Source organism: Prochlorococcus sp. MIT 1314 (assembly GCF_034093315.1).
Lineage (GTDB): Bacteria > Cyanobacteriota > Cyanobacteriia > PCC-6307 > Cyanobiaceae > Prochlorococcus_A > Prochlorococcus_A marinus_Y.
On the sequence record NZ_CP139300.1, the window covers coordinates 989,338 to 1,010,618 of the forward strand.

At 31.9% G+C, this 21,281-nt stretch carries 19 protein-coding genes and 1 tRNA gene; 6 read left to right on the forward strand and 14 right to left on the reverse strand.

The window, feature by feature from the left end:
- Positions 1–66 precede the first annotated feature (66 nt).
- Positions 67–906: a prephenate/arogenate dehydrogenase gene (locus SOI86_RS05785; protein WP_320680900.1), complete on the forward strand. Its 840-nt coding sequence runs from the start codon at positions 67–69 to the stop codon at positions 904–906.
- On the opposite strand, the gene crtD is transcribed toward SOI86_RS05785, so the two are convergent.
- Positions 896–2,401 carry a C-3',4' desaturase CrtD gene (gene crtD, locus SOI86_RS05790; RefSeq protein WP_320680901.1) on the reverse strand — a complete coding sequence of 502 codons (1,506 nt, stop codon included), beginning with the start codon at positions 2,399–2,401 and terminating at the stop codon, positions 896–898. The genes SOI86_RS05785 and crtD overlap by 11 nt on opposite strands.
- A gap of 5 nt (positions 2,402–2,406) precedes the next feature.
- Between crtD and SOI86_RS05795 the strand changes: the two genes are divergently transcribed.
- On the forward strand, positions 2,407–3,285 hold the full coding sequence (locus SOI86_RS05795) for a fructosamine kinase family protein (protein WP_320680902.1): 879 nt from the start codon (positions 2,407–2,409) through the stop codon (positions 3,283–3,285).
- A gap of 7 nt (positions 3,286–3,292) precedes the next feature.
- On the opposite strand, the gene SOI86_RS05800 is transcribed toward SOI86_RS05795, so the two are convergent.
- Positions 3,293–3,658 carry a CAAD domain-containing protein gene (locus tag SOI86_RS05800; RefSeq protein WP_320680903.1) on the reverse strand — a complete coding sequence of 122 codons (366 nt, stop codon included), beginning with the start codon at positions 3,656–3,658 and terminating at the stop codon, positions 3,293–3,295.
- A 297-nt stretch (positions 3,659–3,955) separates the two neighbouring features.
- On the opposite strand from SOI86_RS05800, the gene SOI86_RS05805 reads away from it, so the two are divergent.
- Positions 3,956–5,101, forward strand: coding sequence for a ThiF family adenylyltransferase (locus tag SOI86_RS05805; RefSeq protein WP_320680904.1), 1,146 nt, complete (start codon positions 3,956–3,958; stop codon positions 5,099–5,101).
- A gap of 16 nt (positions 5,102–5,117) precedes the next feature.
- Here the strand turns inward: SOI86_RS05805 and SOI86_RS05810 are convergent, their stop codons facing one another.
- Positions 5,118–6,278 (reverse strand): cob(I)yrinic acid a,c-diamide adenosyltransferase, encoded by a 1,161-nt coding sequence (locus SOI86_RS05810; protein ID WP_320680905.1) that lies wholly within the window; start codon positions 6,276–6,278, stop codon positions 5,118–5,120.
- 108 nt (positions 6,279–6,386) lie between these two features.
- Here SOI86_RS05810 and larE point away from each other — a divergent pair, with 108 nt between their 5' ends.
- Complete coding sequence (gene larE / locus SOI86_RS05815) at positions 6,387–7,211, forward strand: ATP-dependent sacrificial sulfur transferase LarE (RefSeq protein ID WP_320680906.1); 825 nt, start codon at positions 6,387–6,389, stop codon at positions 7,209–7,211.
- Between the two features lie 8 nt (positions 7,212–7,219).
- Here the strand turns inward: larE and speD are convergent, their stop codons facing one another.
- Both speD and recF read right to left on the reverse strand, forming a co-directional pair.
- Complete coding sequence (speD, locus tag SOI86_RS05820; protein WP_320680907.1) at positions 7,220–7,654, reverse strand: adenosylmethionine decarboxylase; 435 nt, start codon at positions 7,652–7,654, stop codon at positions 7,220–7,222.
- A gap of 51 nt (positions 7,655–7,705) precedes the next feature.
- Positions 7,706–8,818, reverse strand: coding sequence for a DNA replication/repair protein RecF (gene recF / locus SOI86_RS05825; RefSeq protein WP_320682500.1), 1,113 nt, complete (start codon positions 8,816–8,818; stop codon positions 7,706–7,708).
- Positions 8,819–8,874: 56 nt separating this feature from the next.
- Here recF and SOI86_RS05830 point away from each other — a divergent pair.
- A tRNA-Arg gene (locus tag SOI86_RS05830) sits at positions 8,875–8,948 on the forward strand.
- Positions 8,949–8,959: 11 nt separating this feature from the next.
- Here SOI86_RS05830 and SOI86_RS05835 read toward each other — a convergent pair.
- From SOI86_RS05835 to SOI86_RS05870, 8 genes are all read right to left on the reverse strand, one after another.
- A complete protein-coding gene (locus tag SOI86_RS05835) occupies positions 8,960–9,406 on the reverse strand; it encodes an N-acetyltransferase (RefSeq protein ID WP_320680908.1) in 447 nt (148 codons plus the stop codon).
- Between the two features lie 3 nt (positions 9,407–9,409).
- Positions 9,410–12,379 carry a phosphoenolpyruvate carboxylase gene (ppc, locus tag SOI86_RS05840; RefSeq protein WP_320680909.1) on the reverse strand — a complete coding sequence of 990 codons (2,970 nt, stop codon included), beginning with the start codon at positions 12,377–12,379 and terminating at the stop codon, positions 9,410–9,412.
- A gap of 53 nt (positions 12,380–12,432) precedes the next feature.
- Positions 12,433–13,551, reverse strand: coding sequence for a glutamate--cysteine ligase (gene gshA, locus SOI86_RS05845; protein ID WP_320680910.1), 1,119 nt, complete (start codon positions 13,549–13,551; stop codon positions 12,433–12,435).
- Positions 13,552–15,072 carry an anthranilate synthase component I family protein gene (locus tag SOI86_RS05850; protein ID WP_320680911.1) on the reverse strand — a complete coding sequence of 507 codons (1,521 nt, stop codon included), beginning with the start codon at positions 15,070–15,072 and terminating at the stop codon, positions 13,552–13,554.
- Positions 15,073–15,131: 59 nt separating this feature from the next.
- A complete protein-coding gene (locus tag SOI86_RS05855; RefSeq protein WP_025915179.1) occupies positions 15,132–15,554 on the reverse strand; it encodes a photosystem I reaction center subunit II PsaD in 423 nt (140 codons plus the stop codon).
- Positions 15,555–15,665: 111 nt separating this feature from the next.
- Positions 15,666–17,030 (reverse strand): sensor histidine kinase, encoded by a 1,365-nt coding sequence (locus tag SOI86_RS05860; protein ID WP_320680912.1) that lies wholly within the window; start codon positions 17,028–17,030, stop codon positions 15,666–15,668.
- Positions 17,030–18,298 (reverse strand): rod shape-determining protein RodA, encoded by a 1,269-nt coding sequence (gene rodA, locus SOI86_RS05865; RefSeq protein ID WP_320680913.1) that lies wholly within the window; start codon positions 18,296–18,298, stop codon positions 17,030–17,032. Before rodA ends, SOI86_RS05860 begins: the two co-directional genes overlap by 1 nt.
- A gap of 3 nt (positions 18,299–18,301) precedes the next feature.
- Positions 18,302–19,372 carry an Mrp/NBP35 family ATP-binding protein gene (locus SOI86_RS05870; protein WP_320680914.1) on the reverse strand — a complete coding sequence of 357 codons (1,071 nt, stop codon included), beginning with the start codon at positions 19,370–19,372 and terminating at the stop codon, positions 18,302–18,304.
- Positions 19,373–19,530: 158 nt separating this feature from the next.
- Here SOI86_RS05870 and hemF point away from each other — a divergent pair, with 158 nt between their 5' ends.
- The gene (gene hemF, locus SOI86_RS05875; RefSeq protein WP_320680915.1) at positions 19,531–20,559 is read left to right on the forward strand and encodes an oxygen-dependent coproporphyrinogen oxidase; all 1,029 of its coding nucleotides are present in this window, start codon (positions 19,531–19,533) and stop codon (positions 20,557–20,559) included.
- 29 nt (positions 20,560–20,588) lie between these two features.
- Here hemF and SOI86_RS05880 read toward each other — a convergent pair whose 3' ends face one another.
- Positions 20,589–21,146 (reverse strand): cofactor assembly of complex C subunit B, encoded by a 558-nt coding sequence (locus SOI86_RS05880; RefSeq protein ID WP_320680916.1) that lies wholly within the window; start codon positions 21,144–21,146, stop codon positions 20,589–20,591.
- Between the last annotated feature and the right edge of the window lie 135 nt (positions 21,147–21,281).

A 21,281-nucleotide genomic window follows, 5' to 3' on the forward strand; every position in this document is an offset into this window, starting at 1 on the left:
AAAATTTATGACTCTAATATACAAAAAATTGGTATCAATATAAGAAAGTCTCGAATTAATCAATCTATGAAAATTGGAATAGTAGGATTAGGTTTAATTGGCGGATCATTAGGATTAAAACTCCAAAGTTTAAACCATACAATTTATGGAATAGCAAATAATGAATTTAATGAAAAGAAAGCGAAAGAAAAAAAGCTTGCAAATTTTGTCAGCTGTGATCTGGGCTTATTAAAAGAATGTGAGCTCATAATTTTGGCATTGCCTATCAAAGATTTGATAAATCCATCTCAGCGATTAGTGGAATCAATTCCAAAAGAAACAATACTGACTGATGTAGGCTCTATTAAAGAACCAATAATCAACACATGGGAAAATTTACATCCTTTATTTGTTGGATCACATCCAATGGCAGGAACAGAAAAAAAAGGAGTTGATTCAGGTTTTGAAGGTCTTTTTAAAAATTCAAAATGGATTATCACCCCTACACAAAAGAGTAATTTAAATGCAGTAAGCACTCTTTCCGAGCTAATAAAATCAATGGATTGTGCAATTTGCCAAGCTTCGCCAAAAGAACATGATGAAGCAGTATCTCTAATTTCTCATTTACCTATATTTTTAGCTACAGCCCTAATAGAAACTGTAAATAAAAAAAATAACCAATCTTTATTAGATCTCACACAAAATCTTGCAGCTACAGGATTTACTGATACTTCGAGAGTTGGTGGTGGCAATGCCCAATTAGGCTTAGATTTAGCTATGAATAATCAGATTAATGTTCTAAATGCCATAAATAATTTTAAAAATAAACTGAATGTATTAGAGTCTCTCATAAAAGAAAAAAATTGGAATTTACTTTTCAACAAACTTTCTGAAGCAAAAGAAATTAGAGAAAATTTTATAGATTAAAATCAATACCTTTAGAAGCCAAAATTTGCCTTGAAACCATTAATGCAGACTGACTGACACCTGCAGTTCCCTCTCCTGGATAAATTGAATCCCCACATAACCATAAACCTTGAAATGGAGTCCTACTTGATAATCCAAATAAACCAAAAATATCTGGATTTTGACCGAGACCTCCAACTATTCCATTAGGTCTACCTGTCCATTTTTCAAATCCCAGTGGAGTTGCTAATTCCCTATGAAGCCAATTTTCACAAACGATATCAAATTGACGTTCCAATTCAAGCGATATTTTATTTAGGCAATCCTTTTTCCTCTTTAAATAATTTTGTTTATTTAAATTAAACCAATCTTGTGTCTTAGTAAAAATACTCGCTATTAACGTAACTTCACCTTTAGGCGCTCTTCCATCACCATCTTCGCTAATTGATACAAATAACGAACCAAATTCCTTCGATGCAAATTGATAATGATTGGAAGAAATATTTTTTTTAATATGTTCTTTTTTTAATGCTGAGTAAAAGACTACAGCTCCACTTGGATCAGGCAAACTAATAAGTCGCTTTTTATACCTTCTTTTTCTATTTAAAGGTACCTTCAAATGCTTTAGCAAAGATTGAGGGGGCACGGTATAAATCAAATCTTTTGCTTGGTAAACAAAAGAATTTTTTTTTGAATTAGCCGATATCTTCCAACACATATTTTGATCATCAAAATTTATAGAATGAACTTCTTGGCCAAAAATTAGATTAACTCCATTTTTACGCAATGAACTTTCTAAAGCTTCACTTAAAGACTGCATAGATTGTTTTAAATGCCATAAACCATGTGGCTCTTGACACATCTGAAGAACAGTAGAACCATATAATGCTGCAGTTTTATAAACATCCTCTTGAGAATAGAGTTTTAATTGAAGGTTTAAGAATTGAATCAAACGCTCATCTTTGGATAATCCACATATCCTCAATAAATCAAAAATAGTAGATTTAAGTAAGATACCTGTGACAATGTTTGACGGAACTAGTGCTTTAAGAAGTTGAGAAAAATCCCAAAAATTACTTATTGGCAATACTGGATTGTTATTAGCAAATATCCAATTACTTTGGTGTATGAGGGTACAAAGTTTCCAAAATCTACGACTTCCGGGGAATTGCATTTCTTGTTCAGCAATCCATTTATTTTTTTCATACCAAATAGGTATCGGCTTACCACCATCATTTAAATCAACAATGCAAGCAGGATCTAAAATAGTGGCTTCAGGGGATGGGACATCTAAAAAATCAAAAATTCTTGAATGTATTCCTCCTTTCTCCAAACCTGCAACTTGAGTTGCACCAACATCAAAAATATAATTCTTTCTTTTAAAAGTACCAGCACATCCTCCTGATTGAGTATGAGATTCTATTAAAGTTACTGATAATCCTTGCTTTGATAAAATCGCTGCAGAAGTTAGTCCTGCAATACCAGCACCAACAACAACAACTTCGGACTTTCTCATTAAAAATGCAAAAATTAAACCCCCTTGAAGTTAGCGAAATTTGTGATGAATTAGGAGAAACCTATCCAAAAAATGTTGAACAAGTACATGGGGGTAGTATTCATGGCGCATGGCAAATATCATTTACAAACAAGAAATTCTTTCTTAAAAGAAACGATAGAAATAAAAAATTACTTAAATTTGAAGAATCTTGTCTTCGAAATTTGCGAGAGTATATTAATCAAAAAAACTTAGTTATTCCTGAAGTTATTGCATATAAAGCCATCAATAATATAGAACTCCTTTTGGTTGAATGGATAGATATGCAAAACCTTGATCAAAAAAAACTTGGAAAAGGATTGGGAGAAATGCACTTGAATTCAAGTGAATCTAATCCAAAAATCTTTGGGTATCCGATTGAGGGTTTTATTGGGATAACAGAACAAAAGAAAGGATGGGAAAATAATTGGATAGATTGTTTTCTAAACTTACGAATAATACCTCAATTATCAATTCTTAAATCAAATTTCTTAGACAAAGAAACCATAAATAAAGTCAAAGAAAAAATTAAATCAGAATTGTTGAATCATAAACCAACAAATACGCTTGTTCATGGTGACTTATGGTCAGGAAATGTAGGAACAGAACAAAGTGGAAGGGGAGTAATATTTGACCCAGCATCTTGGTGGGCAGATAATGAAGTAGATATAGCTATGACAAAATTATTTGGAGGTTTTAGAAAAGAATTTTATGAAGAATATCATAAAATTTTTCCGATGAAAAAAGGTTTTGAAAAAAGAATTATTATTTATAATTTTTATCACATATTGAACCACGCCAATATGTTTGGAGGGTCATACTTTAATCAAGTAAAAGATTACGTAAAAGCAATACTTAATATGTAAACTTCAACTATCCTAAGTAAGTCTTTTTTAGGTTTTGCACCTTATCAAAAACTGCTTCACGATTTTCACTGGTGCGAAGATTCTGCCAGCTCCATTGACCAACGACAACAACTCCTAGTAATTCAAGTAAGCCGGGAAGAATCGGGAAAAAGTTAATCGTGTCAATAACAACTTTAATTATTATCTGAGCAATAACGACAACAGCAATAATGCCCGCTGCTTTACCGTATTTTCCCATTTGGGTCCAATCAACATTTCCTAGTGTTTCGTTGACTTTGCCCATTACATCAGAGTACTTCTCTGAAAAACTTTTAGTGTCGGCGTTTGTATCGGAGCCAGAGTCTTGATTTGACTCGGAAGTGTTGTCACTCATGAACATTCAGGCTGCAAATTATATATATGGCCAAACAGTATCGGAAAAAACGCCGGTTGACTACCTTTTTGTTGTGCAAAATTCCGAACCGAAACATTTTGTATTTTTTAGATGTGTTGGCATACAAAGTTTTTGTAGATATTTAAACTTAAAATTGATTTATAAAAACTTCACATTATTAACTAGTCCTAACAAAAACATTAATAAATTCGAGTAATAGTAAAAAATTAAAAGGCTAAAATTTTTATTTAAATTAATATATTTCTATAGCTTATTTTGCAAAATTTAAGAATAGATATGTCCAAAGATATCAAATTTAATTCCCTAAACAAAGATGAACAAGAAAGGTATCAAAAACATTTAAGACTCAAAGAAATAGGTTATGAGGGGCAACTAGATCTAAAAAACAGCTCAGTATTATGTATAGGAGCAGGCGGACTTGGTTCTCCTGTTTTGCTTCATCTAGCGGCAATAGGAATTGGAAAAATTGGAATATTAGATAACGATTACGTTGAGAAGTCTAATCTTCAAAGACAGATAATTCATGAAACAAATACTATTGGCAAGCTTAAGATTGATTCTGCCCGAGAAAGAATAGAAAAATTTAATCCTAATTCTGAATTATTAACATTTGCGGAGAGAATTAACCCTAATAATGCCTTGGAAATAATTCGAGAATTTGATGTTATTTGTGATTGCTCAGATAACTTTGGCACTAGATATTTGATAAATGATGCATGCCTCATACTAAATAAACCTCTAGTCTTTGGAAGTGTACAAGGCTTTGAAGGGCAAGTGAGTGTTTTTAACTTACATAAAGATAGTCCTAATTTAAGAGATTTACTTCCAGAATCACCTGCAAAAAATGCTGTCCCTAGTTGTGCAGAATATGGAGTTGTAGCTGTTTCAACAGGATTAATAGGAATTCTTCAAGTGAATGAGATTATCAAAATTATTTTAAAAAAAGGTGAAATTTTAGATGGGAAAATTTTGGTTCTTGATCTATTTAATATGAACATGAAAAAATTACATCTAAAAAGTGATCAGGTAAATAAGCGAATAAAAAATCTTAATCAGTTTATGGACTTTTATAGCGATGATGAATGTTTTGAGAAAAATAATGAAATCAACAGAATCAAAGCTAATGATTTCAATAACTTATACAAAGTAAACCCCAACAAGATTCTTTTAATTGACGTTAGGGAAAATGAAGAATTCTCTACTTCTTCAATAGAAGGTTCTGTATCAATCCCCCTAAGTCATTTGAACCAAGCTTCTGAGCTAGAATTTATTCAAAAAGAAAGTTTAATAAAAGAAGTTTTTACTATATGTAAATCGGGGAAACGTTCTGAAAAAGCTTCAAAAATCTTGTCTAGATTCAAAATTCAATCGAGATCAATTGAGGGTGGTATTGAAAAAGTAAAAAAAATATTATGCAATTAATATTTCGTCATAATATTTAGTAATCTACACCTCTTTTTAAATCAACTCCAACATTTGCATAATGCTTATGACAGACCATTTCAGAGTAAATATCCGCGAGTTCAAAGTATGAAGGTTCATTTTTACATCTCCCAGTAATAACTACTTCTGTCTCTGCCGGTTTTTTTAAGAGCGTTTGATGTATTGATTCGACTGGCAGCAGCTCTAAATCAACAGTTGGATTCAATTCATCCAAAATAATAGTTTTATACAAGCCACTCAAAATAGCAGCTTTAGCAATTTCCCATGCTCTTTCAGCCTCAACATAATCAATTGGTTGTTGCTGACCTCTCCATACGATCGCATCTCTGCCTGAGCGCAAATGATCTACCAAATGTGGGTAACTTTCTCTCAAAGCCTCTATAGCCGCATCTTCGGTATAACCATTACCACCTTTTAACCACTGTAATATTAAAACTCTATGACTTTTATCTTGAGATATTCCTTTACCAATAGCTTGAAGAGCCTTTCCAAGAGCACTTGTAGATTTACCTTTTCCTTCTCCTGTGTAAATCTCAATTCCACCATTACATCTCCTTTGTGCGGTGAGTATTGACAAGTCTCCTGTTAAACGTGATCTCATTTCTGAATGGAGTTGAGATATTCTTACCAAAGAGGGAGGGGCTGCCCTTCCTGTAATAATTATTTCCAGTCCATCAGGACGATTTTGAAGAGAATCAACTACTTCCTTGATATCAAGCATTCCTAAATCAAGAACTGGATTTAATTCATCTAGTACAACTACGGAATAAAGCGAACTAGCAATAGCTCCTTTGGCAATATTCCAACCTCTTTCAGCCTCGCCAATATCAAACTTTGTAACTTGGTCAGCGGTAAAGTATTCTGATCTTCCCGTCCTTACATGGTCAATCAAGTGTGGAAAGCCTCTTTGCAAGGCCTCTATAGCCGAATCCTCATCATATGGCCTCTCAGGACCTTTTAAGAATCTTAGAAGTAGAACTCTTGACTGTCTTTTTTCGCATATTCCTAACCCTATTGTCCTGAGCACAACACCCAAAGCTGCCTGACTTTTACCTTTACCTTCCCCATCATAAATATGTAATTGACCTTTTGATCTCTCTTGACTGTCACTTGCTGTGACAATTCCAATGCCTCTATTTCTACTTGTATTCGTCAATTGAACAAGATTAATTAATTTAATCTAAGATATAGTTAAAGATATTATTAAAAATTTAATAATAAATTCAACCTATTCATAGGTAATTTGAATTTTAAAGTAATTAGCATGTTCAATCAACTAGAATTTCTCTCTGATGAACAAAATGACAAGCTTTATACAATTAGAAAATATATTAAGAATCTTAATAGCGTTTGTATTGCTTATTCGGGGGGTGTAGACAGTACATTAGTAGCATCATTAGCATTCGAGCAATTAGGTAGCAAAGCCATTGCAATTACTGGCGTTTCTCCTGCATTAGCCAATACACTTCGTGAAGAAGCAAGGAGTCAAGCAAAATGGATTGGAGTGAAGCATTTAGAAATTAAAACATCAGAATTAGACCAAAAAAGTTACAGTAAAAACCCTAAGGACAGGTGCTTTGCATGTAAAAAAGAGCTTCATAAACATACAACCTACTTGTCTAAAAAACTTAATTACAAGATCGTTTTAGATGGGGTCAATCTGGATGATCTAAAAGATTACAGGCCAGGTATAGAAGCCTCAAAAAAAGCAGGAGTTGTTTCTCCACTTGCAAAATTTAAATTTTCAAAACAAGACATTAGGGATATATCAAGAGCATTAGGTTTTCCTTGGTGGGATAAACCTGCACAACCTTGCTTATCCTCAAGATTTCCTTATGGTCATGAAATAACTAGTGAGAGACTAAAAATGGTTGAGAAAGCAGAAGAATATCTTAAAAAAGGTGGTTTATCAGAGGTTAGAGTTAGATGTCAGGGTTCAACTGCAAGAATAGAAATTCCCCAAGATGAATTAAAACATTTTTTTAACAAATATAATTTTAGTGAATTAGTTCAATATTTTTCTAATTTAGGGTTTAATTGCACTAGCTTAGATCTTGAAGGACTAATAAGCGGAAAATTAAATAGATAAATATTGCATTAAACAACCGTTCTCATCTGTTTAAGAACTGCTACAGGTGGATTACGTTCAATAATACGCATGGAATGTTCTTCGGCCTGCAAAGCTTCAATCAAATATTGACTAGCAAGTTCTGGCAACATATTTTGACCACATGTAAAGATATCGACGGCAGAATAATTAGATTCAGGCCAAGTATGTATTGAAATGTGGGATTCAGCCAGTAATGCAATTGCAGTAACCCCCTGAGGATCGAATTTATTACTTATCAAATTCAGAACTGTTGCCTTTGCCAATTTGGCAGCTCTATTTAATGTACAGCGCAAAAAAGATTCGTCATTTAATTTTTCGTAATCACATCTATAAAGTTCCAACAAAAGGTGTTTACTTTTATGACTTAATTTGTGGTCATTACTAAACGAACCTAAAATTTGATTTTTTTTGTAGACTTCCATTAAAGAAATTTATATAAATACAAGATTAGCTAAAAATAGCTACTTTGAAAATTATAAGTGAATCATTTGCGAAGAGCCTAAGAAAGACTGATTAAATTTGTCTAGATGTGTGGCACTTATAAAACATTGACTATCTTTGCCAACAGAATTTAATAACAAATTTTGCCTAGTTATATCTAGTTCCGCCAAAACATCATCCAAAATAAGTATTGGAGGGACATTTAATGTTTTAGTTAATAAATCTAGTTCAGCCATTTTTAAAGCCAAGATAAAAGTTCTTTGCTGACCAGATGAACCATATTTTCTAACTGAAATATTATTAATTAGAAATTCAATATCATCACGATGAGGTCCAAAATTACATTTACCAGTCAATGCTTCGATTGAACGCTGATTTAATAGTTGTTCTGCTATTTTCTTACTAATAAATTCTTCTTCTTCTTCTTCTGGACTTATATTTTGTATTCCAGAAAGATAATTTATATCTATTTGCTCTTTAGATTTACTTAAATAATTATGCCAATATTCAACATATGGTTTTATTTTTAATAGAGCCCTTCTTCTGCGCCTAAAAATCCTTGTACCTATTATTGACATTTGAATATCAAAGCTTTCAACAATGTCTGAATATTGATAATTTGGTAAACTTTCTGAACGCCAAAAATGACTTCTTTGTTTTAAAAGCCTGTTAAATCTATTTATCAGGTCTAAATATACTGGTTCAAGCTGAGATACTACTTTATCAATCCATGTTCTTCGAAAACTAGGTTCACTTCTAACAATATCTATGTCATTAGAACAAAAACATACGCTCCGAATATAATTCTTTATTTCACTCTGCTTTTTCAAGATCGATTCATTGACATAAATTCTTTTAGGGCCTTTTCGGAATAAATTCAACTTTAAATCATCTTTAAAATCTATTTGTCCTATGACAACAGCCATATCACTATCATTTTCTATTAGATCTTTATCACTGAATGCTCTGTTTGATTTTAATTGACTTAAGAATTCAACCGATTCAAGTAAATTTGACTTACCAATACCATTACAACCAAGAACAATTGCTCTTTGCTCTATGAGATCAATTTCAAAACTTTTATGGTTCCGAAAATTTTTAATTTTTAATTTATTTAGAAAAATTTTTTTTGTGCACTCATTAATTAAATTAGCTAACTTTAAATTATTTAGATTTTCTTTAAAGAAATTGAAAAATTAAAGGGCATGTAGCTCAGTTGGATAGAGCATCAGATTCCGGTTCTGAGAGTCGGGGGTTCGAATCCCTCCATGCTCGTAAAATTATTTTTAAAGTTTAAGTCCCATTACTCTTATTCCGTTTGGATCTAGTATGAATCCAATTTCTTCTAAACTTTTAAATGAAGATACTGGAGCCTGCACAGAAATACTGCATCCAGGCATTTCTCTATTTATTTTCTCAAGAGTGACTTGAAGCAATATTGAATAATAAAGTTGCTGATTATTACCTGGAGCTGCACTTAAATTCCATAAGTTAGCATTCAATCCCCTGTCAGATGTAACCCTTACAAAGCCATATAATTTGTTTTTTAATTCACTCTGTATTGTGAAAAAGAAATTACTTTTCTGAATGGCATCAGAAAGAGGTTTTATTGGAAATGTCTCACAACCACAATTAGCTAAAAGTTTGTTAACTTCTCTAGCTGATGGAATCTGAGAAGAGTTAACAAAATAACCTTCTGGAAGAATAAGTTTTTTTTTAGAAAAATATTGCAATAATCAACCTGTATTTCTCATGCCAGCTGCTATCCCATTAATAGTTAAAAGTGCCCCCCTCAGTAGTTCACTTCTACTATAAGCTCTTCTAGATTCATCTTTGTCAATAAGAAACTCGCTAATTGGGGGTTGTCTGGTTTGATCTCTAAGTCTTCTGAGAAGTGACACTTGCAAAAATCCCAATGGAATTATTGTCTTATTTCTCAAGCTTACTGATGATTTTAAGTCTCTATCAGATTCAAGGAGCTTATTTTTACCAGTAATTTCAAGTATTAAAGATTTTGTAAGATTATATTCTTGAGAAATTACTTCAAAAATATCATCAAAAGAATCTTTATTTGCTTTACTTCCTAGAGTGTCAACATAATATCTAGCTACTTCCAGATCTACCTTAGATAAAGTCATTTCTACCTTGGATATAAGCATCCTGAAGAATGGCCATCTTTGATGCAGAACTCTTAATAATTCGATTTGTTGTGGGTCTGAATTTAATTCTGATGATAATGCAGTACCTACTCCAAACCAGCTTGGCAAAAGAAATCTACTTTGTGTCCAACCAAATACCCATGGAATAGCTCTTAAACTTGACAAATCTTTTGCCCCCTTTTTTCTTCTGGCAGGCCTGCTAGATATCTGTAATTTACTTATTTCTTCTATTGGCGTAACCTCTTGAAAGAAATTCAACAAATCAGGATTTTCATGTACTAATTTTCTGTAGTGAGTCCTAGATGTTTCTGCCAGCCTAGACATTAATTGGTTCCATTCTGGAGTTGCGTCAAGACTGTTATTTACCAAACTATTTTGAATGACCGCTGTAGTAACAGTTTCAAGATTGTATAAAGCCAGTTCTGGAAGACTATATTTAGAAGCTAACACTTCACCTTGTTCTGTTATTTTTATTCGCCCTTTTAAAGTACCGCTTGGTTGAGCCAATATTGCCTGATAAGCCGGTCCTCCCCCTCTACCTACAGAACCGCCTCTTCCATGAAAAAGTCTTAGCAATATGTTATTTCTACTTGCAAGATTTTGAAGAGCTATTTGGGCTCTATGAATTTCCCAATTACTAGAAACAAACCCCGAATCTTTATTGCTATCAGAATATCCAAGCATTAATTCTTGAAGAGGTCTAAAAGATTCTCCACTTTTTGGCAATAATGATCTATAAAAATCTAATTTAAACAAATTTTCCATTACTTCTGGTGCTCTTTTAAGATCTTCAACAGTTTCAAAAAGAGGAACGACTAATAATTTTGACTTTTGTGAATTTTGATCAATAAGTCCCATTTCTTTTGCCAGCAAAAGAACTTCAAGTAAATCAGACGCACTATGACTCATTGAAATGACATAAGAATGACAAATACGACTACCAAATTCTTGCTGGAGTCTCTTAACCATTTTAAAAACTGAAAAGGTTTCTTCTGTAGTTTTTGTCCAGTTGACATCAGAGGGAATTAAAGGCCTTTTGGTATTTAATTCGTCTATGAGCCATTTCATTTTCTCTGGCTCAGACATTTGATCATATTGCACAGATAAATCAAGATAATTTGTAAGCTCTTGTATAGCGTCACTATGCCTTGTACTTTCTTGACGAATATCTAAACTTGCTAAAGAAAAACCAAAAATATGAACCTGTGTAAGTAATGTATTAACTGCCTCGCAAGTTAAATCTGTACTAATCAGGCTATTTTTAATTAGTTCGAGGTCATAGGTAAATTCGTTTACTGATTTATAATATAAGTTTTCAATTTTATCTATATCTTTATTATCCATTTCTCCCTCTAAGTCAAATTTCCACCCATTTTCAGCTAATAAATTATTCCTTTCTTGTGTTAACCTTAATTTTTCTAAAATATAACTTAATTTCAATCTATAAGGTTCTGATCTGTATCTTGTCGCCCTGGCTTCATAAATTTCTGGGAACTTAACCCTATCTGTTTCCAATGACTCTAATAAAGAAGAACTTACTTGACTCCATTGCATTGAAACACTTAATTGATCTCTAAGATTAGATGTTGCAATAATATATCTTTCCAACATCAACTGCCTTTGGTAGCAAGCAGTTCTCCATGTTATCTCTGGAGTAACCGATGGATTACCATCCCTATCGGAGCCGACCCAAGAACCGAAGTTACAAAAAGATTCAGAAGGCATCTGAACATCTGGATAATTTTCGGTGAGTGCTTCAGCGATTCTACCTCTCAATTGAGGCATTGCATTAAATAAAACTTGCTGAAAATAATGCAAAGCATAATCCACTTCGTCTAAAACTGAAGGTTTAAATTGATGCAATTCATCTGTTCTCCACCATAGTCTTACTTCCTCTTTTAATTGAGTTTTTAGAGAATTTTTTTCTTCTTTTGTTAAAAATTGCTCAACCTGTATTTTTTTCAACAAATTTGCAACTCTGGTTTGCTTATGCCTAATCGTATGTCTTACTATCTCGGTCGGATGTGCAGTAAAAACTAAACGAATATCCATTTCCTGCAATAATGCCTCTAGTTTTCCTGGAGGTACATTTAATTTTCTCAGCCTATAAAATAATTCTCTAAAAGTTACTGGAGCATTTTGTCTGGCCAATGCTGGGGCAAAAGGATCTAGATTATCTGGCGATTTTTGAACATTCTTATTGGTAAAGCTTTGAATATATCTATCTTCCTCCACTCTTTGTTCCAAAATATTCACTAGTTGAAAATATAATGAAAACGCCCTTGCTGCTGCTATGGATTCTGCCAAATCCATAGAATTTACAATATCAACTATTTCATTTTTAAAAGTTTTTGAACTATCACAATCCATTCGTTTTGAATAACTCAATTCTTTAAGCTGTATTAGTCTCTCTGCTTGATCATCAGGGCATTCTTCTCTGAGCACAGATTCCCATAAATCCTCTATTAAAAGACGATTTTTATCAAGTGGATCATTGTTACTTATCAGATCCACGTTATTATTTTTTATCTGTTGAAAGGAATTCATATTATTATTATGTCACAAGTAAAAAAGTTCAGATCAAATGTTTATTTAAATCATTAAACATCCTCTTCTTCACTCTTAATCATATCTTCGATAGCAATTTTCATTATCTGATCAATAGAAAGACCGTTTTTATATTGATTTATCCATTTCATAGATTGATTACCTTCGTCAAGCACTTTATAGATAGGTTTCAAAAGATGTTTCATACTAAATTTTTCTGCGGTGGATGATAAATCTGATAATAAATTTTTAATCCAATCTCTACAAATAATTTTTTTTCCATCTTGCCAGTGAATTAACTGTGAATTCAGACTTTCTTTAGCAGCATTAATTTCATTCTGATCACATATTTCTGATAATTCATCGATAGAAAATACACTAGCAGTCAAAGGATCTAAAGTATCCATATTATCAAAAAGATTTAAAATCCTTAGTTCTAGCATGGCTGTTATCCCTAATAGCAAATTAATATCATGAACAAAATCACAAATTCTTAATTCCAATCGATCAAGAATTAAAGGCCTTTGGGGACCATTTGGTCGGATTGAAGACCAAAAATGCCTAATATTTTGCATATTTTTATTAGCTATATTTTCTTCGATCCAATCGACATAGCTATTATGATTTACAAAAAAAGGTACTTTACTTGGTGTTTTGGGAAACTGAATCCATCTCTGAGAATGATTTTCCGTAATTTTATTATTTAAAAAAGGTGAGCTAGCACTTATTGAGAGATACAAAGCGGCTTCAGATCTTATCAGTCTTATGGCAGCAAAAAGCTTATCTAAGTTATCTATTCCTATATTTATGTGGACACTTGAGGTTGCGATAGAGATTCCATAATTATCTTGTATAAATTGATGATAAACATTTTCAATATCAGATCTTTGAAATTGAATATCGTGTTTAAAACAAAGCGTGGATGAAGGAATAATTGTTAAACCTTTATTGTTTAGCCATTGTCTTAAATTTTTTCTTGGAGTTCTTAATTTCTCGTATAAAAACTTATAGTCTTTTTCAGGTGTTGTTATATATTCAACATTCCTATTATCTGGCTCTTTCACAAAATTAGAAAAATGTTTTTCAATATCAGCGGAAACACCAATATGAGAATTTAAAGAACCTGTGAAAAGTTCAACCTCAAACCCCTTATAAAGATTATTGTTAATCATTTAATTATCCAAACAGGCTAATGCTTTTAGTATCCCCTTTGCTTTATTGATTGTCTCTTGATATTCATTTTCAGGAAAAGAATCAGCAACTATTCCAGCACCAGCTTGCACTGAAATATCATATTTTCCATCTTTTGAGGGTTTAACGATCATAGTTCTTATTGTTATTGCCGTATTTAATGCACCATTAATATCAATCGATCCGTAAACACCAGCATAAGGTCCTCTAGCATCTTTTTCAAAGTATTTTATCAATTGCATAGCTCTTATTTTTGGTGCACCAGTTACAGTTCCAGCGGGAAAACATGCCTTTAGTAAATCCCATACATCAGTATTTTTTTTTAAGATTCCCTCAACTTCACTAACTATATGCATAACATGTGAATATTTCTCAATAACCATTAAATCTTTGACCTCCACGGTACCAATTTCACAAACTCTTCCAAGATCATTTCTTCCAAGATCTATTAGCATTACATGCTCAGCTATCTCTTTTGGATCTTTTAATAAATCTTTTTCTAATTTAAGATCTTGCTGATGATCAATACCTCTAGGTCTTGTACCAGCTATTGGTCTCAAGTTTGCAACAATCTGATTATCTTTATTCTTTTCAGCTTTAACCATTACTTCAGGACTGGAACCAATAAGATACCATGAGCCAAAATCAAAAAATGACATATATGGAGAGGGATTAACCATCCTCAAACTTCTATATAAATTAAAAGGTTCATTATTGACTTTAGTGTGAAATCTCTGACTTATAACTATTTGGAAGATATCTCCTTTTCTTATATATTCTTTTGCAGAGAGAACTGCATCCTCAAAATCTTTTTTCTTCCAATTACTTTTAAGATCTAAATTCAAATTCTCATTTTCATTCCAATCTAAGAACTCACTTTCTTTTAGAGGAACTTTCATTAAATTTCTAGTTTTCTGAAGTTTAGAAATTGCGTTTAGATAAACTTCTTCAATAGAAAATTCTTTTAAAGAACTTGTATCTGCGTAGACCACTGCGGTTATGCATCTTTTAATTTGATCAAAAATAACTAACTGATCAAAAAACATCCAAGAGCCATAAGGAATATTCTTTTCTTGAATTTCATTTATTGGAACGCTTGGTTCTATTCGATTAATTAATTCATAACCCCAAGAACCATATAATTGTCCAATTGATGGAAAGTTATCAAGCATGGATGATTTATATTCCTTTGTCCAATTTCTTAAAATATCAAAGGGATCACCTTTATAAATTTCCTTTTTTCCATTATTCCAAGTTTTAACTATTTCTTCTCGATAAGAAATTGCTTCCCAAAGAGGTTTAGTAGCAACAATACTCCATCTTCCCAAATTCTCTCCGCCTTCTACAGATTCAAGAAAAACACCATGAGAATCTTTATCTGATAATTTTAACCAAGTCGATAATGGAGTCTCTAAATCTGCTGGCCAAGTTTGGGTGATAGGTATAAAATTTTTACCTTCTTTGTGTGCCTTTAAAAAACTATCTTTCTGTGAGCTGATCATACTAATAATGTCAACCCAAATTATAATTATATTCGTCTTTTATATCAACTTTGAGAAATTTAATCAAAAGTATTCTTAGTTGTAAATTTCAACCCAGCTGGATTAGGATTCTCACCTATTCTCCTTGGGTTATGGCCAACTTTTTCTCTACCCTCATTTACTTTCTCAGGGAAAACACCATCTTTTGGATGTAAGAATTCAATATCACCACCCGGGAAGATTCTGTAGATTTTGAAGTCCTCAATTCTTGGTTTGAAAGCTCGTAATTGTGTACCTAGTGCAAGACATTGTTCTTTTCTTGCAAAGTACATTAAATTATCACCTTCGTGCATAATAGCAGCACCACCAGTGGGTAATTCAAATGCTTGTTCTTTTGAACTATTCCATACAATTGCATATTTTTCTTCTGTTTCTGCTGAGTTTAATAAACCCCCAGTACTTCCTATATGCTTTGGAAATTGACCAACTAAAGTTTCCGTCATCCTAGATTTTGAGTTATTTATAATAAGAAATTAGCATTCATATTTTACAAAATTCAAAATTTGCAAGAAAGTTTCTACATTATTTAATAAATGTAGAAGTTTTTTGTCCTTTCATTTTGAATCTGAAATCGGGAAAAATACTGTCAAACCTGTATCACGCCTTTGTGTAACACGCCCTCCTAAGCTAGCCAATAACTTTTGAGTTGCATTTTGACTTAATTGTAAACTACCCGTTTGAGGGTTCCAATTTAAAACAGGACCTATATCAGAACCATTTTCCTTTTTTAATATTTCTTTTTGATTACTATCTAATTTTTGTACTTTTAGTTGAAGTTTGAGTTTTTGGCCGGCTGGTCTTAATTCTAAAATCAATGTACTACCCTCTTTCAATCCTCTAGTATTCTTATCAATTAATCCCCTTAACATTAATTCTAATTTTTCAGAATCACTCAAAATTTGCGGAAGTTGACTAGGGATATCGATCTTTAAAGAAATGCCACGTCGATTTAATTGTTTATGCCATAGTGGAGCAAGTTTTTTAAAAATTTCAGCTAAATTAATTTTTACCAAGTTATTTAACGTAGAAACTTCATTACTTACTAATTCTGCAGCATTAAAAATTAAACCGAACCTATCAATTTGTTCATTACATTCATTATCTATTTGAATTAAACGATTTCTCATTGATTCATCCATATTATATTTTTTTAAAGTAGAACTTATTAGGGTTCTTATAGTGGCTAAAGGAGTTCTTACTTCATGAGAAATTGCACTTAACAATTTTGCTTCAGTTATTTGTATATTTTTTATATCGTTTTCCAAAGAATTGTATATATTATGGTTTGATCCCAAGCTTGCCAATTTTGCCGATAATATTGGCCAAAAAATTTTCTCAAATTGATTATTAATATTAAGATTACCTAAATTATTTATTGCATTAAGGAATCTATCTCCTTCTTCATAATTTTCTTGTTTTAATTTCGCATGCATTAATTCAATTGAAATTTTTAAGCTTTCTTTGTCACATTTCATTAATAGGATTTTCTTATCTTTTTCTCCTGCAATTGATAAAATGCATTGAAAATTTGGAGTAATTATCATTAAAAAAGGTTCATAACCATCCTTCTGACTGAGATTCAAAACTTTATAATTACTGACAAAATCAAGATCTTTTTTAATCTTAGTTGAATTATTGGGTGGCAAAAAACCTGCATTATCTTTTTGAAAGTATGGAAATCCCAACGGTGACCACACCCAACCATGAAGTTGATTGAAAATTTTTTTATCATTAAGAGCTGGCAAAGGAGAAGCAACCCAAACGCCTCCAAGTTTGTAATTTTGAGAAAGAAAATCTTTTTGAATAACTTCTAAAGCAGCCCACCACATTCTTCTAGAGGTAACATCATCAACATGTATAGTGTGAACTCCTTTAATCAAAAGGTCTTGAATTTCTTTTATAGTAATTTGTGATTTCATCAACTTCTTAAAGATCTAGAACGTTTGAATATAGATAAGACAAATCCAAGAGATATAAAATTAATAACCAAAGATGTTCTACCATAACTCATAAAAGGAAGAGGTATGCCAGTAACTGGTCCTAAGCCAATGGTCATAAATAAGTTAATAATTATTTGGAATAAAAAAGTTGCAGCGATCCCAATAACTATTAGAGATTCAAAATCAGTTCTAGCATTTTTTGCAATGTTAATAAGTTTTTTAATCAAACTAAAAAATAAAAATAAAACTATTATGCATCCCAAAAAACCCAACTCTTCACCTAGAGCACTGAATATAAAATCAGTATGTTGTTCGGGTATAAATTGCAAATTAGTCAACTTACCTTGTAACAAACCAGTCCCAAAAAAACCTCCCGAACCAATTGCAATTTTACTCTGTAACAAATGATATCCACCACCTAATGGATCTCTATTAGGATCTAAAAATAAAACTAATCGATCTTTTTGATATTCTTTAAGGCCATTTTGCCACAAAATTGGTGTCAATTTTGCCCCCAATAAATGAAAAAATATAGCAACAACAGAAAAAATAATTTTCTTTTTCGAAGATCTATAAGCAAGATATCCTATAAATGGAATCCAGAAAATAAGAACAGTTGGTAAAATTAAATACAATATAGAAGTAACAATAAATAAAACTAATATCAAAATCCACTCTATTGGCATTTGCGACCAATACAGCATCACACCTGTAAAAACAAATAAAACCAAAGAAGTGCCTAAGTCTGGTTGAAAGAAAATTAATAACCAAGGAATAATAACTACTAATAAGGGCAATAATAAATCTTTTATTGTTGAAATTGTTTTTTTGTCGAGAACTAAAGCAAGAGTTAATACAGTACTCAATTTAGCTACTTCTGAAGGTTGAAAGGAAAAAATTCCAAAGCTTAGCCATCTTTGAGCTCCAGAAACTGAGATCCCCAAAAAATAAATTAGAAATAAGCATATTAAAGTACACAAATAGAATGGTATCAAATACTTTCTAAGTCTCTCTAAAGGTATATGAGAAATAAAAAATGCCAAAAAATAACCTAAAATACCAGTTAAGATGTGACTTAAATAATTAGATACTAAAAAATCACCCTGAATACTTTTTATTAAAAAACCTGAAATAATAACTAAAAATAGGGGGATCAAAAGTAGAGGAGACAATAAAAATCGTTTACTAAACTTATCTTTTTTTCGAAAAAATCCTCTCTTATTTAATAAAAAAATACCCCTAAACATCAACTATTTATTAACAAATTGATTTTTAATTAATTGAGCTAAATTCTCAAATTCAATAGAACTTTCTTTATTTGGCTGGCTTATTGAAATTGGTATTCCTTTATTGCTGTCATCCACAAGAGGAATTTCAATAGGAATTTGAGCTAATAAGGGTAAATCATTTTCTTTAGCTAATGTTTGACCACCACCTTTACCAAAAATTTCATATTTTTTACTTGGCATATCTGGCGGAATAAATACTGACATATTTTCTACAATTCCCAATAAGGGTACACCAAGTTGTTTAAACATTGCTAATCCCCGCCTTGCATCTTGCAAAGATACTTGTTGTGGAGTAGTAACGACAATAGCTCCAGAAATAGGCACGGATTGAGAAAGAGAAATTTGAGCATCTCCTGTTCCTGGAGGTAAGTCAATAACCAAAAAATCAAGATTATTCCATTCAACTTGGTAAAGAAATTGACGGATAATGCTATTTAGCATTGGTCCTCTCCATATAACTGGCTGACCTTCTTCTATAAGAAAACCCATTGATACTAATGAAATTCCATATTTATTTATTGGTATTAATCTTTGATCATTACCACTACCCTCTGTAACCTTAGGATTCTGTTCAGCAACACCCATCATTGAGGGAGTATTAGGTCCATATATATCCGCATCCAGTAAACCAGTTTTTAATCCTAATTTAGCTAAAGAACAAGCAAGATTAACTGCAATCGTACTTTTTCCAACTCCACCTTTGCCGCTGCTAACAGCGATGATATGTCGAATGCCGTCAATCCGCTGCAACGCAGGCCCATCACTAACAGTGTTGGATTCTGTTTTGGAAAGATTATTATCTATCTCTATTTGAACATCGTTAATATCTTCAAAATCAAGTAGTATTTTTCGAACCTCGTTTACAATTCTATCTCTCTGAGAATTTGCGAATGATGGCAATGATAGTGTTACGATTACTCTTGGTGTGGTTACTCGTACGTTTTTGATCCAAGCTAATTCAATTACATTTTTCTTTGATCCAGCATCTAGAACCTTTTGTAAAGCTAAATTCGCATCTTCTATTGTGGTCATTAAATTTTTAAATATTTTGACAAGGTAGTCGACAGTTTAAAAGATTAAGAACTATGTCGAACTATCAAATAATAAGAAATAAGCCCCCCTTAAGAGAAATTATAAAGGGAAACTTATAATTAACCAAAAAACTTTTTTCTTCAATATTTACTAAATATATGTTCAAAGAACCTCCTAAAAACTCTAGAGAAGACACTAAAAATCTCTTATTAACTCTACAAGACAAGATTTGTTCCGGACTTGAAAATGTTGATGGCAAAGGAAAATTCACCGAAGAATCTTGGCTAAGAGACGAAGGAGGCGGTGGGAGATCAAGAGTATTGAAAAACGGTTCTATTTTTGAGCAAGCAGGAGTAAACTTCTCTGAAGTACAGGGAAAAGAATTACCTCAATCAATCATCTCTCAGAGGCCAGAAGCAAAAGGTCATGAATGGTTTGCGACAGGAACCTCTATGGTATTGCATCCTGAGAATCCTTATATTCCTACAGTTCATCTAAATTATCGGTATTTTGAAGCTGGTCCTGTTTGGTGGTTTGGCGGAGGTGCAGACTTAACTCCTTTTTATCCTTATCTTTCTGATGTGAGAAATTTTCATAAAGAGCATAAAAAAGCTTGTGAAAAAGTTGATAAAGATTTACATAAAGTTTTCAAACCATGGTGTGATGAATATTTCTTCTTGAAGCACAGAAATGAATCTAGAGGCATAGGAGGTATTTTTTATGATTATCAAGATGGTTCAGGCAATATTTATAGAGGAAATAATCACAATGGAGAGGCATCAAAAGCTTCAAAAAATATTGGCAAACCTAATTTAAATTGGGATAATTTATTTTCATTAGCCGAAAACTGTGGACAGGCATTCCTGCCTTCATATCTGCCCATTATTGAAAAAAGAGTTAATCAAACATATACATCTAAGGAAAGAGAATTTCAGTTATATAGAAGAGGTAGATATGTAGAATTCAATTTAGTTTGGGATAGAGGTACGATTTTTGGATTACAAACAAACGGTAGAACTGAATCCATACTAATGTCATTGCCACCTTTAGCCAGATGGGAATATGGATATAAAGCTAAAAAGGGTTCTCGAGAGGAATTTCTAACGTCAATTTTCACAAAGCCCCAAGATTGGTTAAATGATAAAGATTTAGAAAAATTCTGTATGGAAAATAATATTTTTGATTAAACCATTATCAAACTCCTTATGAGTTGATTTTAAATAGGAGTTTTAAATAAAGAACCGTCACTTTTTAATTGAAGTTTTTCTCCAAGTTCATTTTCTAAAGAGATTAATTCATCCCTATGCGCTCTTAAGCGCATTAAAGTTGAATCATTTTCATTTTCATTAATCAATCTTAATTCAAATTTTTCCTCTCTTGCTGATTTTTTAAAATAAACCATACCAGACACAGGTCCACCAACTAATCCTAAAAGGATAGGCCACCAACCTAATTCAGGATATATTTGAATAATTACTAATCCCAAAGCGCAAGATCCAAAACCGCCAAGAAAACCTAAAAAAATTGCTAAAAATTTACTAGAAACAACTTGTCCCTTAAATATTAAAATTCTTTGTTCAAAATCTCCTCCCGTTTGCTTCCATCCCCTTAAATTCAGCCATTCATATAAACCATTCAAAACCTTAACTGGTTTTTGAGAAGATGAAATCTCAACTATCGTTGTTCTATCTTTACTTGAAGCTCTAAGAAAGAAAAATAATCCTATAGCGAGAAGAATTGTCAGTAGTAATGTTGAATTTAAGGAATAGGACATTAAATGAATTTCTTTATAATTACTCGAGAATAAAAATTAAAGTTACATCATATTATAATTTTTTAGATTTATTCTGTAAAATAAATTTATTAGATAAAAAAACTTAATTAAGTGAATATCTAAGAAATATCGCAA

What these genes read in the sequence shown, in the direction of transcription:
- SOI86_RS05785 (WP_320680900.1), top strand. Translation starts at nt 67, where the DNA reads ATGAAAATTGGAATAGTAGGATTAGGTTTAATTGGCGGATCATTAGGA.
- crtD (WP_320680901.1), bottom strand. Translation starts at nt 2,401, where the DNA reads ATGAGAAAGTCCGAAGTTGTTGTTGTTGGTGCTGGTATTGCAGGACTA.
- SOI86_RS05795 (WP_320680902.1), top strand. Translation starts at nt 2,407, where the DNA reads ATGCAAAAATTAAACCCCCTTGAAGTTAGCGAAATTTGTGATGAATTA.
- SOI86_RS05800 (WP_320680903.1), bottom strand. Translation starts at nt 3,658, where the DNA reads ATGAGTGACAACACTTCCGAGTCAAATCAAGACTCTGGCTCCGATACA.
- SOI86_RS05805 (WP_320680904.1), top strand. Translation starts at nt 3,956, where the DNA reads ATGTCCAAAGATATCAAATTTAATTCCCTAAACAAAGATGAACAAGAA.
- larE (WP_320680906.1), top strand. Translation starts at nt 6,387, where the DNA reads ATGTTCAATCAACTAGAATTTCTCTCTGATGAACAAAATGACAAGCTT.
- speD (WP_320680907.1), bottom strand. Translation starts at nt 7,654, where the DNA reads ATGGAAGTCTACAAAAAAAATCAAATTTTAGGTTCGTTTAGTAATGAC.
- ppc (WP_320680909.1), bottom strand. Translation starts at nt 12,379, where the DNA reads ATGAATTCCTTTCAACAGATAAAAAATAATAACGTGGATCTGATAAGT.
- gshA (WP_320680910.1), bottom strand. Translation starts at nt 13,551, where the DNA reads ATGATTAACAATAATCTTTATAAGGGGTTTGAGGTTGAACTTTTCACA.
- SOI86_RS05850 (WP_320680911.1), bottom strand. Translation starts at nt 15,072, where the DNA reads ATGATCAGCTCACAGAAAGATAGTTTTTTAAAGGCACACAAAGAAGGT.
- SOI86_RS05855 (WP_025915179.1), bottom strand. Translation starts at nt 15,554, where the DNA reads ATGACGGAAACTTTAGTTGGTCAATTTCCAAAGCATATAGGAAGTACT.
- SOI86_RS05860 (WP_320680912.1), bottom strand. Translation starts at nt 17,030, where the DNA reads ATGAAATCACAAATTACTATAAAAGAAATTCAAGACCTTTTGATTAAA.
- rodA (WP_320680913.1), bottom strand. Translation starts at nt 18,298, where the DNA reads ATGTTTAGGGGTATTTTTTTATTAAATAAGAGAGGATTTTTTCGAAAA.
- SOI86_RS05870 (WP_320680914.1), bottom strand. Translation starts at nt 19,372, where the DNA reads ATGACCACAATAGAAGATGCGAATTTAGCTTTACAAAAGGTTCTAGAT.
- hemF (WP_320680915.1), top strand. Translation starts at nt 19,531, where the DNA reads ATGTTCAAAGAACCTCCTAAAAACTCTAGAGAAGACACTAAAAATCTC.
- SOI86_RS05880 (WP_320680916.1), bottom strand. Translation starts at nt 21,146, where the DNA reads ATGTCCTATTCCTTAAATTCAACATTACTACTGACAATTCTTCTCGCT.